At 61.2% G+C, this 13,939-nt stretch carries 14 protein-coding genes and 1 pseudogene; 8 read left to right on the top strand and 7 right to left on the bottom strand.

Translation table 11 applies throughout. The annotated features are described in order from the left end of the window. Nucleotides 1-24 precede the first annotated feature (24 nt). Complete coding sequence (locus tag AC0L3L_RS09925) at nucleotides 25-666, top strand: peroxiredoxin-like family protein (RefSeq protein ID WP_473489123.1); 642 nt, start codon at nucleotides 25-27, stop codon at nucleotides 664-666. A gap of 296 nt (nucleotides 667-962) precedes the next feature. Here the strand turns inward: AC0L3L_RS09925 and AC0L3L_RS09920 are convergent, their stop codons facing one another. After that, a complete protein-coding gene (locus tag AC0L3L_RS09920) occupies nucleotides 963-1,286 on the bottom strand; it encodes a hypothetical protein (protein ID WP_473489127.1) in 324 nt (107 codons plus the stop codon). 168 nt (nucleotides 1,287-1,454) lie between these two features. Between AC0L3L_RS09920 and AC0L3L_RS09915 the strand changes: the two genes are divergently transcribed. The 3 genes from AC0L3L_RS09915 (at nucleotide 1,455) to AC0L3L_RS09905 (ending at nucleotide 3,175) form a co-directional block, all read left to right on the top strand. Then, on the top strand, nucleotides 1,455-2,288 hold the full coding sequence (locus AC0L3L_RS09915) for an SIR2 family NAD-dependent protein deacylase (RefSeq protein WP_473489126.1): 834 nt from the start codon (nucleotides 1,455-1,457) through the stop codon (nucleotides 2,286-2,288). Between the two features lie 142 nt (nucleotides 2,289-2,430). Next, on the top strand, nucleotides 2,431-2,679 hold the full coding sequence (locus AC0L3L_RS09910) for a hypothetical protein (protein ID WP_473489125.1): 249 nt from the start codon (nucleotides 2,431-2,433) through the stop codon (nucleotides 2,677-2,679). A gap of 181 nt (nucleotides 2,680-2,860) precedes the next feature. Beyond that, entirely contained in the window at nucleotides 2,861-3,175 is a 315-nt protein-coding gene (locus AC0L3L_RS09905; RefSeq protein WP_473637418.1) for a hypothetical protein, read from the top strand. A 20-nt stretch (nucleotides 3,176-3,195) separates the two neighbouring features. On the opposite strand, the pseudogene AC0L3L_RS09900 reads toward AC0L3L_RS09905, so the two are convergent. After that, nucleotides 3,196-4,253 (bottom strand): annotated as a pseudogene (locus AC0L3L_RS09900) (thiamine pyrophosphate-dependent enzyme); the annotation flags it as partial. Nucleotides 4,254-5,030: 777 nt separating this feature from the next. Here AC0L3L_RS09900 and AC0L3L_RS09895 point away from each other — a divergent pair. Both AC0L3L_RS09895 and AC0L3L_RS09890 read left to right on the top strand, forming a co-directional pair. Further along, nucleotides 5,031-5,276, top strand: coding sequence for a hypothetical protein (locus tag AC0L3L_RS09895; protein WP_123149534.1), 246 nt, complete (start codon nucleotides 5,031-5,033; stop codon nucleotides 5,274-5,276). 16 nt (nucleotides 5,277-5,292) lie between these two features. After that, nucleotides 5,293-5,508 carry a hypothetical protein gene (locus AC0L3L_RS09890; protein ID WP_123149535.1) on the top strand — a complete coding sequence of 72 codons (216 nt, stop codon included), beginning with the start codon at nucleotides 5,293-5,295 and terminating at the stop codon, nucleotides 5,506-5,508. 80 nt (nucleotides 5,509-5,588) lie between these two features. Here the strand turns inward: AC0L3L_RS09890 and AC0L3L_RS09885 are convergent, their stop codons facing one another. The 3 genes from AC0L3L_RS09885 to AC0L3L_RS09875 all read right to left on the bottom strand — a co-directional run bounded on the left by AC0L3L_RS09885 (nucleotide 5,589) and on the right by AC0L3L_RS09875 (nucleotide 8,382). Further along, nucleotides 5,589-6,353, bottom strand: a complete 765-nt coding sequence (locus AC0L3L_RS09885; RefSeq protein WP_473489120.1) for a hypothetical protein — start codon at nucleotides 6,351-6,353, stop codon at nucleotides 5,589-5,591. 29 nt (nucleotides 6,354-6,382) lie between these two features. Further along, nucleotides 6,383-7,072 carry a phosphoribosyltransferase gene (locus AC0L3L_RS09880; RefSeq protein WP_123149537.1) on the bottom strand — a complete coding sequence of 230 codons (690 nt, stop codon included), beginning with the start codon at nucleotides 7,070-7,072 and terminating at the stop codon, nucleotides 6,383-6,385. Between the two features lie 209 nt (nucleotides 7,073-7,281). Then, complete coding sequence (locus AC0L3L_RS09875; protein WP_473529981.1) at nucleotides 7,282-8,382, bottom strand: branched-chain amino acid ABC transporter substrate-binding protein; 1,101 nt, start codon at nucleotides 8,380-8,382, stop codon at nucleotides 7,282-7,284. Between the two features lie 190 nt (nucleotides 8,383-8,572). On the opposite strand from AC0L3L_RS09875, the gene ku (AC0L3L_RS09870) reads away from it, so the two are divergent. Together ku (AC0L3L_RS09870) and AC0L3L_RS09865 are read left to right on the top strand one after the other, a co-directional pair. Then, entirely contained in the window at nucleotides 8,573-9,376 is an 804-nt protein-coding gene (gene ku / locus AC0L3L_RS09870) for a non-homologous end joining protein Ku (protein WP_473489117.1), read from the top strand. Nucleotides 9,377-9,441: 65 nt separating this feature from the next. Then, on the top strand, nucleotides 9,442-10,440 hold the full coding sequence (locus tag AC0L3L_RS09865; protein ID WP_473637417.1) for an ATP-dependent DNA ligase: 999 nt from the start codon (nucleotides 9,442-9,444) through the stop codon (nucleotides 10,438-10,440). 33 nt (nucleotides 10,441-10,473) lie between these two features. Here the strand turns inward: AC0L3L_RS09865 and ligD are convergent, their stop codons facing one another. Further along, the gene (gene ligD, locus AC0L3L_RS09860) at nucleotides 10,474-13,020 is read right to left on the bottom strand and encodes a DNA ligase D (protein WP_473637416.1); all 2,547 of its coding nucleotides are present in this window, start codon (nucleotides 13,018-13,020) and stop codon (nucleotides 10,474-10,476) included. Between the two features lie 3 nt (nucleotides 13,021-13,023). After that, nucleotides 13,024-13,893, bottom strand: a complete 870-nt coding sequence (gene ku, locus AC0L3L_RS09855) for a non-homologous end joining protein Ku (RefSeq protein WP_473637415.1) — start codon at nucleotides 13,891-13,893, stop codon at nucleotides 13,024-13,026. Between the last annotated feature and the right edge of the window lie 46 nt (nucleotides 13,894-13,939).

Here is a 13,939-nt window from a genome sequence, read left to right as displayed (position 1 = left end):
TGACCCGGGGCGAGGAGGTTGTCCATGTCCACGAGTAGTGTTGACCGCCCGCTGCAGCCGGGCGACCGGGCACCGAATGTTGTGCTCGATGCGATCTCACGCGAAGGCAAGATCGCGCTCGATGATTTTCGAGGCCGTAGCCCGTTGTTGATCGGTTTGTTCCGAGGCCTGCACTGTCCGTTCTGCCGGCGCCATGTCGCGGCGATGGCGCAACTCAAGCCGGCCCTGCGTGATAAAGGCGTCGAATGCCTGGCGGTGGTCAATACGCCGGTCGAGCGGGCGCGGCTCTATTTCCGTTACCACCCGTCACCCGATCTTCTCGCCGCATCCGACCCGGAGCGGGCCTCGCACCGTGCTTTCGGCTTGCGCGAGGTCGGGATGGACACGGTCATGGCGATACGGATCCATCTCCCGGGCGAGTTGCCCAAGCCTATGGACGTCATGGCAATGGACGAGTTTCTTAATAAGAAGGAAGGATATGAGATTACGGAAGCGGATCAACAGATGATGGCCACCGGCATGGGGCAGCCCGTCGGCCAGTTCCTGCTCGACCGCGACGGTGTCGTTCGCTGGACCTCCACTGAAGTTCTGGAGGATGGCCTCAACACCTTCAGAGCGCTGAATCCCGAGGAATTGATGTCGGCAGCTTCCCAAGTTGCACATTAATAGGCTGCGGAAATGGGCTGCTGAAAACTCGCTCGACGGCCACCGTCCTGTGGTGATTCTTTGGATTTAACAATCATCGAAATGCTCAGCGTAGGAGGCTAAGGTCTGCCCGTGGGCTTCGTAGCGATTTCGATTCAACGGTCTGCGGACCGCCCCGACGCTAGAGTGAGCAAGCCGCATAGGCGGGGCGACGTCCGCTCCTTGCCGCAATCACGTCGTTCCGACAGGCGCGCATACGGCAAGTTTCCACCCTGAGCGGTCCTACGGCTCCGGTACCAAGTGTCAGATTTTGACCACTAGCGCAGCATGGCCGCCATTACGAAGACCGCGGCCGCTATGAGAACGACTGCGGCAATCACCAGCACCGGCCAGTTTTTGCCAGGCTGAAGACCAGGCTTGCTTTCCACCGGCCGCATCGCATTGGCGAAGCTTGCTTCATTGGTGAACTCTGGCTGTCGCCGTGGACGAGCCTCGGCGGCAGGGTTTGGCACATCTGCCGCTTCGGCGTCGGTCTCTCCGGGTGCAGCGGCAGGGTCGAACCCCGGGGTTTTATCCTGCGTCGCCCCGGCCTGAATATCGCCTCTCTTTTTGGCGGGCGTCTGATCTCGTTGTGTGGCCATCATAGTCTCCCTGACAGCCAAACTTCGATCTGCCTCAGCGGTTCCAGCCTGCGCCGCATTTACTGAACACCCCCCGATTTTATGGCCAGACTTGGCGGTGTTCCGGGCCGCTCCGGAACAGAGGACGCCTCTCGCAGTTGTGTTGGATCATTGCCTGGTGAGTTGGCTATGCCGTCTGCACTCGAGCGACTGGCTCAATCGGTGAAAGAGCGACGAGCGATCTTGTTCGTTGGAGCGGGGGTGTCGATGAGCGTCGGCCTGCCGTCCTGGGAGAAGCTCATCGAGCATATGGAGGATGAACTCGGCCTCGACCGCGACATGGTGGATATGCCTGAACCCAGCTACCAGGCTCTTGCCGAATATTACCGGCTGAAGCATGGGAGTATCGGCCCCCTGCGCAGCTGGATGGATCGCGAATGGAGCGTCTCGCGGGAAAAAGTGAAGGGATCGGCGATCCACGAGCTGATCGTGTCACTCGATTTCCCGATCATCTACACCACCAACTACGATCGGAACCTTGAGGTTGCGTTCGAAATCCACGACCGTCCGTTCGTAAAAGTGGCCAATGCGAAAGACATAGCCAAGGCGAGCGACGAGGTAACTCAGATCATCAAATACCACGGCGATTTCGACGACGACGCATCGCTGGTTCTGGCGGAGTCCGACTATTTCGAGCGGCTCTCGTTCGAGTCGCCATTGGACGTGAAGTTTCGTGCCGACGCACTGGGGCGCACCATCCTGTTTATCGGCTACAGCATGTCCGACATGAACATCCGTCTGTTGCTGTATCGGCTTTGGGAAACCTGGCGGCGGTCCGGTTATGAGAAGAATCGTCCGAAATCGTTCGTCTTCATGCCGCAACCGAGCGTCGTCCAGGAAGCGGTCCTCGGACGCTGGGGCATCGACATGCTGACCGAGGAGGCCGATCGGCCGGAGGATGCTCTGGTGGCATTCCTGAGCAAGCTCAAGGACGCGATAGACAACACCGGTGGGCAATCCTGAAAAGCGATGTGATGCGCCGTGCTTGAAACCGAATGGTTGGCCGGCAGGTTCGGAAAACTCGCTCTGTTCGGCCAGGCCGGGAACATTGTCGATAGCTGCGACGTTCATAGCCGGAAAGGGACGCTGTTTGCGGAGGCCTATGATGGGTCACTTCGAAATGATCGATCTCGTTTCCGTCATCGACGCCTGCACGACCGACCGCGCCGTAGGGCGATTGGTGTCGATGGCCAAAGCCGTGGAAGAGTTGCGGGTGCTGACCGGGGATTTCATCTCGCCGGACGAAATCGTGGCCAACGCCCTGTCGCCGGTGGCGCTGGAGCGCGGCTGCGCGGTCCTGTTCGACGAGCAGCCGGGCGCCGATATCATTCGCACGCCATGGCAAGAGGCCTGACTGACGGAGGACGCCTGAGCGTCGCCGAATATCGGCAGCCGCGCCAGCGGCACCGTGCCCGTTTGACGGCACGGCGCTGCATGCGTGGCACATGGCGGCCGTCCGCCGCTCTAGCACAGTTGGAACCGGGACCGTCACAAGACTGTTTAACCGCAATGCAGGAGGCAATCGCAGAAACGCCGTGACTGAAAATGAGACCCGTTACGAACATGGCGCGACCAAGTACCCTGCCAAGAAAGATGCGGACGCGTCGGATCAATTTTCCCAAGAGGCGGCCGGCAACAAGAAGCCTGCCGGCGGGATGGGCCTGACACGGTCGAAGGACGAGGCGGAGGACAAGACCCGTCAGTCTGAAGGGCAGAACCCGCCCCGGCAGTCCACGCCTAGTGCCGCGACCGAAAAGACGTCCGGCGCCGGTCCGTCGATCGCCGAGCGTTCCAAGGATGCCAAAACTCCGAAGAGCGGTCGCCAGCCAGGCGCCTACGTCAAGGACTGACCGGCCAGGGGAACCTGCAGTCAGCCAATCATCGTCTTCAGCGGCTCCCGAGCGAGGTTTGCTTCGATCTCCTTACGGCCTGGCGTTTCCCGCAGCGCTGTTCGCATGTTCTTGCGATATTCGTCCGGCATGCGCGCGGCGGCAGCATAGATTCATACGCGTCGACGACCGCCTCTATGATCACCGGGCCTTCCGCGGCAAAAGCGGCATCAAGGACCCCGTCGACGTCCTCAGGCCGGGTGACGCTGTAGCCGATGCCTCCCATAGCTTCAGCGGCCAAAGCGAAATCGATCGGCTGGAGTTCGCAGGCAAATTGCGGGTTGCCGAGGAACATCACTGCTCCCAGGCGATCTGGTTGAGCATGTTGTTCTTGATCACCAGAAGCTTGAGCGGAATCTTGTAACGCACGGCCGTCGAAAATTCGCCAAGCTGCATTGCCAGCCCGCCATCGTCCACAACCGCCAAAACCGGCCCGGCCCGAAAAGGCGATCCCGCCGGCAATCGCATAGGGCAGCCCGCAGGCCATCAATGCCAGCGAGCCGGAGACGGCGAAATCCTGTCCTGCCTTGATATCGATATGACGGGCGGCAAGTTCAGTGTTCTGACCGGAATCGCTAGCCAGGATCGCATTGGCCGGCATTCGGTCGCCGAACGCCTTGACGACGCGTTGCGGCTTGAGCGGCTAGCGCTGTAGACTCTGTTGCGCATCTTCGAGAAAGGATCTGTCCTGCTTTGGCTTCAGCCTTTCATTGAGCAATTGCAGCGTGATGGCCGCATCGCCGACGAGGCCGGCCTCGACAGGACGGCGCAGGCCGATGCGCTGCGCATTGCGGTCGATCTGCACGCCGCGCGCCTTGCCCGGCTTGGGGTAGTATTCGATGTAGGGGAAGGTCGAGCCGACGATTAGCATTGCCTCGCATTCCTCCATGATCTCCTGCGAGGTCAGCGAGCCCAATATTCCTATTCCGCCCATGACGTGCGGGTGATCGTCCGGCAGGACGGCTTTGCCGAGCAAAGCCTTGGCAACGGGTGCGGCGAGAAGGTCCGCCCTCCTCTCGAGTTCGGCCTGGGCATGCAGCTCTCGCTGCGGCGTGGGGCGTCAGACGTGGACATCGGCGATCAGTCGCCGAACGACGGAGATTCATCGGAACGGCAGCCGTTGCGACCCGGGCAGCGTCGCCTGAGAGGCGGGGCTCGGCCTCTGCTTGGCAAAACGCCGCAAGAGGCCGCGTTTGGAGGTTCAGGCCAGGGCTCGCGGGCTTGCAACTACACCCTCCCTTCGCCATCCCAGGGTCTGTGCTCCGCTTCGCATTCGCTCCGCCCTGGGAATGACGAAGGCTTGGTGGGTCGGCAGCCAAATCGCAGACATTGGCGATTGGCGGCAGAACCCAGGAACGGTTTTTGCGCCTTCTCGGTTGTGAGGGAAAGGAGATGGTCCATGTTTGAGAACAGCATGTGTTGCTCGTCGTTGCAGGCGGTCCCCTGATACTGGCAATCCTGATCGCCTACGCACTCCTCACGCGACGCCGTCGTGGTCCCGCAGAACGCAGGGAGAGCGAGCGGGCGACAGAGCGCTTGTATCGCGAGGAGGAGAAAGACTGACGGATGTTGGCAGATGCGGATGAGCACGGCCAATTCGTCTCCCTAGATGAGCGATGGACAGTTTTATTGGACTGCCGCTTCGGAACGATCCCGCCGCCCTGCCATTAACGCCATAAGGACAGGCTCAGATCGTGGCGGCCCACGATTGGTCCGCTTCGGCAAAGGACCGTGGGCCCTGCAATCACCGGGAAGTCGACGATTGCCGCCAGCGATCTGGGCACCAAATCGAATGCAAGACACTTTGGAGGAAACAATGACTGGACGCAGGACCCATGAGCAGCAAATGCGCATCATTGAAAAGCGGGAGAACACCAAGAACGCCGGCAAGGATTTCGACGCAGAGGCGGACCTGAAGAGATCGGCTGCGGAACGTGAAGCGCTGCGCAAAGGATCGGAAATCAGGTCCAAGACTCCCGACCTTGTCGACCCTGACGACCGCAACATCCTTCGCGGAGAAAATCAGGAGAGCGTTCATCACAAGAAACGTCCCGACGATTAAGAATTGGAGCAAGCCTATGGCAAAAGGTAGCAAGAAGCACATCGGAGCGGGTTCACGGGGGAAGGGTTCCGGTACAGGCGCCATGAGCACGACCCCAAAGGACAAGCTCGAAGAAAACCAAGTCCTGTCCAACCGCGATAAGGCCCAGCATACGAAGGAACGCGGTCTGGATTCCAAGCAGGTCGCAACTGAGCAGCGCCAGGATCACGCTGCCAATCGTTTGCGGGACTGACGGCTCACCCGCCGCTGAGGGCGCGGTCGTGCGGCCCTCTTTTCAGGTTGGCTGCAAGCTCAAGGGGAGGGCGGTACGGCTCAGGCCCATTCGCCACTGAAAAGCGGTTCTATCGGATGGCGCGACTTGGCCATTTTGAGTTCGCGCAGCATCTCTGAATGGCGCTCATCCTCCTTCTCGACATCGAGGTCGACATTATAGGCCTTTTCCGGATCGGTTCGCGCGCCGACAAGGATGAATTCAGCGCCCTGCACATCAAGCAGCTTTATGTCCTCGCGAGCGAATCTGCGGCCGCGGAATTCCTGCTGAAGCCTGTCTGGATAATCCGGCTCCTGGGCTTGTCCCAATCCAAGGCCGGGAGGGCTGGGCTTTTCGGGATTCTTCACCGAAAGCGCGAAGCTTGCCTGCGGTGCGATGTTGAAGGCGCGTTGTACCTCGGATGGCCGCTCTGGAAGCTCGAGCGCGTAGCTGAGATGCAATTGTCCATTGAGCAGCGCGACAAGATAACGGCCTTCGCCCGCCGGGCGTGCTGCAGGCAGACGCTGCCGGCCGCGCGTCTTGGTATCATAGATTTCTTCGCGAAGGTCCTTCTCCAGCGCGGCGGCAGAACTCGCGATCGCGCCGACGAAACCCCAGTGACGCTCGTGCTCATGCGCATCCGGCAGCCGCTTGCGCCCGACGACGAGAAGCCGCACCTTCGTCGCGTGCTCCGGCCGCAGCACGACGAAAAAGCGCTGCACGTCGGAAAGACTTTCTGGATCGGTTTCGCCCACCCTGGGCCGGTAGAGAAAGAAAATATCGCCGCGCTCGACGATCTCAATCTGTTTTCGGTCCTTGCTAGCCATGGCGTGCTCCTTCGGCTGTCGGCGATGAGCTAACCGGCAGATCGCATCGATGATTTGCTCTCAAACTGCTCTGCCTGCTGCAGCAACTGGACCACCTCCGCGTCCGTGGTCTGCGCGAAATTCTTATAATACCGGCCCACCGCAACAAACGGCTCGGGCGTGGCGAGACAGACCACTTCGTCCACATCGGCTCTGATCAGGTCCAGCGTGTCCTGGGGGGCTACCGGAACGGCCAAGACAACATGTGCGGCCCGATCCTTTCTTAGCGCCTTGAGCGCCACTCTGACCGTGCCTCCGGTCGCTATGCCGTCATCGACCACGATGACGGTCCGGCCCAGGACCGAAGCCGCAGGCCTGCTGCCGAAATAGAGGTTTCTGCGGCGCTCGATTTCGAGCAGTTGCCGCCGTTTTTCTGCTTCGACGTACTCGTCTGACGGCTGGACCAAAGCCATCGCCTCCTCGTTGAGGACGAGCTGCGGATTTTCCCCGTCGACGACCGCGCCGATGCCATATTCGGAATGGCCCGGCGCGCCGATCTTGCGCACAAGCAAAACGTCGAGCCGGGCACGGAGTGCCTTCGCCACTTCGAAGCCAACCGGCACTCCGCCACGCGGCAACGCCAGCACCAGCGGATCGCTTGCCGCGAACCCGGTCAAAGCGGCGGCAAGCTGGCGCCCCGCATCCGTTCGATCCCTGAATCTCGGCGCGTCAAAAAACATTGTCTTCACCTTTGCAAAGGCGGGACCTGGCATCGGTGCGTAGCTCGTGCCTAGATGTTCGCGGTCTGCAGCGTCTTGTCGAAAACCTCCAGGCCGGCTGCACCCATCATCGCCTCCTCGCCAATTCGTCTTGCTGACGAAACGGCGATCGGAGGCAATTGTTTCATCTCACCCTGGTAAAAATTGCCGCGGCCCTCGTGAGGCCACAGCTATCCGACCCTTTGCATCTGCGGGATTTCCGCAACCTGTCGAAATCGGCCATTTTCCACCACATGGAGCGCCGTGACGGCGGCCAGATTGTCGCCTTTTTCGTCCCACTGCACGGGATCGCGATAGGCAATACCTTTGAAGCGGAGCTTCCGCATCGCAGTCAGAACCTCGCGCCGGCTCCGATTTCCTTTGGATTCAGCGATCGCGCTTTTGATTGCGGCGATTAGCACACGGGCTGAATCGTAGGAGTTCACGGCATAGTTGCCGATCGGTCCAAATAGCGCCGCATAGCGCGCGGCGAAATCGCTTGAACCAGCGACCCTACCCACTTCGGGCGTGGCGGACAGCACAAGAACGCCTTCACCCAATGTTGCGGTTTCTCCCGCAGGCTCAAGGAAATTCACCGCGTCCCAACAGCCGTCGCCGCCGGCGAAAAGCTGGCCGAGACCTGCACGGCGCATCGCGCGCAGGATGAAAGCACCCTCGAAGCTGCCGCCGTAGAACAACAGATCGAAATCGGCCCGCAGAGATGCGATCAGCGGGTCAAAATCGCGGCTCCCTTCGCGAACTGTGCGCCGCTCCGCGATACGTCCCCCAAGCGACAGAAATGCCCGCGAGAATGCGATGCCCATGCTGTGGCCGTACATGGTTTCGGTTTCGACCAGGACGGCGCGGCGCTTGCCCATGGCGTCGTGGAGATGACGGGCAATGGCTGCCCCGGTCTGGTCGTCGCGGTTGGTGAAGCGAAAGACATTCCGCAGAGAGCGCTCGGTGAGCGCCGTGTCGGAAGCGATCGGCGTGATCATCGGGACGTCGTGGGCGGCATAGATCTCCGCCGCGGCGATGGTGACATTGCTATTGTAGTGGCCAACGACGCCAAGCAGATCCGGCCGGCTGCAAAAATCGTCGGCGACCTGACGTCCGGTCTCGACCTTTCCCCGATCGTCCGCACCCTCAACCATGACGGGAAAGCCTGCAATGCCACCGTCGGCGTTCTGCTCCTCGACCGCGAGCTCGATCGCCTGCTTCATCTCGGCGCCAAGCGCTGCCGCATTTCCCGACAATGGAGCGCCGACTGCGATCCGGATCGCTTCCAACATTGAAATGGTCCTTGCTACCGCCGGGCTGTTTGTTTGTCTCGAACTGCGCTTGCGCTGATCGGTTCCGTCTCGAACCGGAAAAATGATGGATTCTTGGCTGCGGGCCTTGGGCGGCGCGCGAGAAAAATGCTGCTGGAACAATCGATCACCTTGGTGCGTTCGATTGTTTTACTCCTGTCGGGGATCCTCGATGGCGCCACGTCCTTTCTGGAAAGGCTATCTGAAGCTTTCGCTGGTGACCTGTCCGGTCGCAATGACACCCGCTACCACCGAGAGCGAAAAGGTCCGGTTCCACACGCTCAATCGCAAGAGCGGGCATCGGGTCGTCAGCCAATATGTCGATGCCGTCAGCGGCAAGCCCGTTGCTGAAGACGACGAGGTGAAGGGGTATCAGCGCGGCGAGGACGAATACGTCTTGCTCGAGGACGATGAGATCGACGCAGTTGCGCTGGAGAGCACGCGTACCATCGACATCGACATGTTTGTCGATGCCGACAGCATCGGCTGGATCTGGTACGACAAGCCCCATTACCTCACCCCTGACGATCCGGTCGGGGAGGAGGCATTCTCGGTCATTCGCGACGCCATGCAGTCGACGGGGACAGTCGGAATGTCGCGCCTGGTCATGTATCGCCGCGAGCGCGCCGTCATGCTTGAACCACGAGGCAAGGGCATCGTGCTGTGGACACTGCGCTATGGCGACGAGGTTCGCGATCCCGAGGATTATTTCGGCAACATCGAAGACGTCAAACCCGACCCGAAACTGATGGATATGGTCTCGACCCTGATCGATGAGCGAACCAGGCAGTGGGATCCCGCCATGACCGGAGATCCCGTCCAGGCGCGGCTGCTGGAGATCATTGCCTCGAAGAAGAAGGGCAAGAAGGGTCCGACCAAGGCAAAGGCCAAGGCCGAGCAACCGCCCAGCAACGTGATCAACATCATGGATGCGCTGCGCAAGAGTATCGGCTCGGAGGCCGGAAAGCGGAAATAGGTGGGGGACTAAGGCAGTACAATGAAGGTCATTCCCCGCGATCCTGCTTTCGGCAGCACCCGCCGATGACCCGCGATTTCCCCCTGCCACTCGATACGCCGCCGATGGAAGCCAAGGCGGCTGATGCGATTCCCGAAGGAGATGGATGGCAATACGAGCGCAAATGGGATGGTTTTCGCTGCCTGGCATTCCGGCAGGATGACGCGGTGGAGTTGCGCGCAAAGTCGGGCAAGCCGCTCGGACGGTATTTTCCCGAACTCGTCGCGACATTGAAGGAACTGCCGTCGGCCCGTTTTGTCGTCGACGGTGAAATCGTCATCTCGGTCGACGGCAAGCCGTCGTTCGACGCGCTCCAGATGCGGCTTCATCCGGCCGAGAGCAGGATCCGCAAGCTGTCCGCGGAAACCCCGGCGCACATCGTCCTGTTCGACATGCTCTGCGACGAGCACGGAACCGTTCTGTCGGCCCGGACACTGGAAGAACGGCGAGCGATCCTTGAGACTTTCGTTGCTTCGGCAGAGCGCAAGAACATTGTTCTCTCGCACTGCACGCGCGATGTGAAGGAAGCACGCTCCTGGTTAGGGGATGCCGGACATGGCGAGACGGACGGCGTGGTCGCCAAGCGGCTGGACGATCCATACCAGCCGGGCGTGCGCGCTATGGTGAAGGTAAAGCGGCTGCGGTCGGCCGATTGTGTGGTCGGCGGCTTTCGCTATCTCAGCAGCAGCCCGCAGGTCGGTTCATTGCTGCTGGGATTGTACAACGAGGCCGGCAAGCTCGATCACGTCGGCTTCACCTCGACCATTGCCAAGGACGACAGGGCCGAACTTACCCGCAAACTCGAAGCCATGCGCGAACCGCCGGGCTTTACCGGGAAGGCACCGGGCGCGCCGAGCCGCTGGAGCACCGAGCGCAGCGGCGACTGGGAGCCGGTCCGGCCCGAATTGGTGGTAGAAGTACGCTTCGATCACGTCACCGGCGACCGTTTCCGGCATGGCACCAAGTTCATGCGCTGGCGGCCCGACAAGGCTCCGGAACAATGCACGTTTGAGCAGATCGCCTGATTATTCCGATGCATGCACTTCGTAATGCCGTCCTCAAGCCGCTTTCTCTCGCCGGTTTGCACGGTCCTCGATCGGCACTGCGGCGGCACGGAAATCCTGCCAGGGATCCGACGATAGCGAGGCAAGCCGGGTCGGCGTGTTCTCGACGGTAAAATAGGCCGGTCCGATGCCGGGGCCGAGCTCGTCCCAGGCAAGCGGCATCGACACCGCCGCACCGGGTCGTGCTCTCGTCGAATAGGGTGCGACTGCGGTCGCACCGCGCTGGTTGCGCAGATAGTCGACGAGGATTTTTCCGCGCCGTTTGGATTTGGTGATGGTCGAGACGTAGCGGCCGGGGCTGTCGGCGGCCATGGAGTCGGCTATCGCCTTGGTAAAGGCTTTCGCCGCCGGCCACTCGGCCTTCGGCTTCAATGGCGCCACGACGTGCAGACCCTTGCCGCCGGATGTCTTGATGAAGGGGACCAGTCCTGCATCCTTCAGCCGGTCGCGGGTCTCGACGGCGGCCGCGATCACCGCCTCCCAGCTCACGTCCTCGCCGGGATCGAGGTCCATGATGATCGTGTCCGGACGCTCCCAATCGCTCACCATCGAACCCCAGGGGTGGATCTCCAGCGCCGCCGACTGGACGAGACCGATCAGCCCATCGAGATCATTGATGCTGATCAGCCGCTCGTCGGGCGGATCCTTGGGGTCGTGGACCAGCACGATGTTGGGGTTGAGGCCCTTCCAGGCATGCTTCTGGAAGAACTGCTCGCCCGAAATACCGCTGGGGCATCGCAGCAACGCCAGCGCGCGGCCAACGAGATAGGGCGACGCATAGCGCCAGACCTCGGTATAATAGTCGGCGAGACCTTCCTTGGTCACGCCCTGGTCCGGCCAGTAGAGGCGATCGGGATGGGTGAGCTTGACGGTCCGGCGCTGAGGTTTCGCTGCTGTCTTGGTCTTCGGTGTTTCGCGCACGATCTCTTCCGCCGGCTTGTCTTCGCGCAACCCGCGAAATGAGGCGTGGCGCAGATTGCCGTCGGCGGTCCAGGCGCGGAACTCGATTTCAGCGACGAGTTCCGGCCTGACATAACGGACTTGCCGAGTCTCCTCTGCGCTCAGCCGCTCGTCGAACGGGCTCGATGGAATGCGTATCCGCTCGAGCTTCTTGAAGAGGCCCTCGGCGACGGCTGCCGTGTAGCCGGTGCCGACGCGCCCGACATGATGAAGCTTGCCGTCGTCATAGACACCCAGGACAAGCGAACCGATCGCATTGCGCGAGGTTGTCGAGGGAACATAGCCGGCCACGACAAATTCCTGCCGCGCCGAGCATTTCGACTTCACCCAGTTCTTGCTGCGGCCGGCGCGGTAAGGCGCATCGCGAAGCTTGGAGACAACGCCTTCCAGGCTCAGCCGGCAGGCATGTCGCAGCACCAGGGGGCCATCCTCCTCAAAATGTCCGCTGTAGCTGATGATGCCGCTGCCACTGCCGATGATCTTTTCCAGCAATTCCTTGCGCTGGATCGACGCAACGTCGCGCAGATCGTATCCATCGAGATGGAGCAGATCGAAAACGTACAGGCGAAAGCGGTCACTGCGGCCCTCGCTGAGATCGGCTTGCAACTCGGAGAAATCCGACGCGCCGGCGGATGTCTCGACCACGAGTTCACCATCAATCAGCGCCGTCCCGACAGGGAGATCGGCCAGCGCCGAAACGATCGCCTTTCCGAATTTCTTCGTCCAGTCGAGACCGCTCCGCGTCAACAGCTTGACGCGGCCGGCTTCAACCCTGGCCTGCAGCCGGTACCCGTCGAATTTGATCTCGTGCAACCAGCGTTGGCCGGACGGCGCTGACGAGACCAGGGTCGCCAGCGTCGGCTCGACGAAATCGGGGAGCGCTGCCTTCTTGGCGCCCTTGATCTTTGACGGTTCGGGAACGCTTACGGTGACAGGCTGCTCTTCCGGTGGAGCGGGCCCCGTGCGGCCGCCGCGGCGCTTGCGAATGCGTCCCGTCTTGGACGACCAGCCGGGCTCTTCGCCGGCGACATCCTCGATCTTGCGGCCGGTCGCAATGGATTCCGGCCGCTCGTCCAGAATGTCGGGGTCGTCTTCCGTGCGCGCGGCGTCATCGTCACCCTTGATCAGCAGCCAGTTCTCGCGCTTCTCCCGCGGCTTTCCGGCCATCCTGACAAGGTGCCAGCGGCCACCCAGCTTCTCGCCGTGAAGTTCGAAGTCGAGATGGCCTTTCGCATAGCCGCGACGCGCGTCGCCGATCGGCGTCCAGGTGCCTCTGTCCCACAGGATGACGGTGCCGCCGCCATATTCGCCCTTTGGGATGGTGCCTTCGAAACCGCCATATTCCAAAGGATGGTCCTCGACATGGACGGCAAGGCGCTTCTCGCCGGGGATCAGGCTCGGCCCTTTTGTCACGGCCCAACTCTTCAGGACGCCGTCCATTTCCAAACGAAAATCATAATGAAGCCGCCTCGCATCATGCTTCTGTATGACGAAGCTGTTCCCCGTCTTGGGCGCCCTGCGGCCCTGCGGCTCCGGGGTGACGGAAAAATCGCGCTTCTTGCGGTAGGTCTCGAGCGCCATCGGTCAGCCGGCCTTCCGATGCGGCGCTTTCTCCTTCGGCTTCGCGTGGCGCGCCGGCTTTGATTTTGCCGCGGGCTTTCTTGTCGAGGGCTGCTTTCCGCCAACGCCGGCACTCTGGCGCAGCGCATCCATAAGATCGACGACCTTCTCCCGCTTGGCCGGTTTCGGAATTGCGATCTTCTTGCCTTCGAGCTTTGCCTTCACAAGCTCGGCCAGGGCCGCCTCATAACGGTCGTCGAATTTGGTCGGATCGAATTTGCCCTTCTTGGTCTTGATGATGTGTTCGGCCAGTTCGAGCATCTCGCCCTCGATCTTCACATCGGGGATGTTGTCGAAGGCCTCCTCCGCCGATCGCACCTCGTAATCGAAGTTCAGCGTCGTTGCGACCAGCCCTTCGTCATAAGCGCGGATGAGCAGGGTCCGGACGCGCCGGAACAGGACGGTCTGGGCGATCGCCGCGACTTTCTTCCTGTGCATGCCTTCGCGGATCAGCCCAAACGCTTCCTCCGCGTGTTTGTCCGGCGGGGCGAGGTAATATGGCTTGTCGAAATACACATCGTCGACATTGGAACAGCCGATGAAGGCCGAGACCGACAGCGTCTTGTCGCTCTCGGGGACAGCGGCTGCGACCTCATCGGGTTCGAGCACGACGTACTCACCGGAGCTGATCTCATAGCCTTTGACCTGATCGTCCTTCTCGACCGGCTTGCCGCTATCGCTGTCGACGAACGCGCGATGCACCCTATGGCCCGTGGCGCGGTTTACCGTGTGGAAGGCGATCCGCTCCGAGGTCGAGGCGGCCGTATAGAGCGCTACCGGGCAGCTGAGTTCTCCAATTTTCAGGAAGCCCTTCCAATTTGCTCTCGGCGCCAAGACAATAGCCTCACTGTCACAAGCATTTGCACTGGAAATGCAACGT

This window comes from Mesorhizobium sp. WSM4849, assembly GCF_055811385.1.
This window is presented reverse-complemented; position numbering and strand designations above follow the sequence as displayed.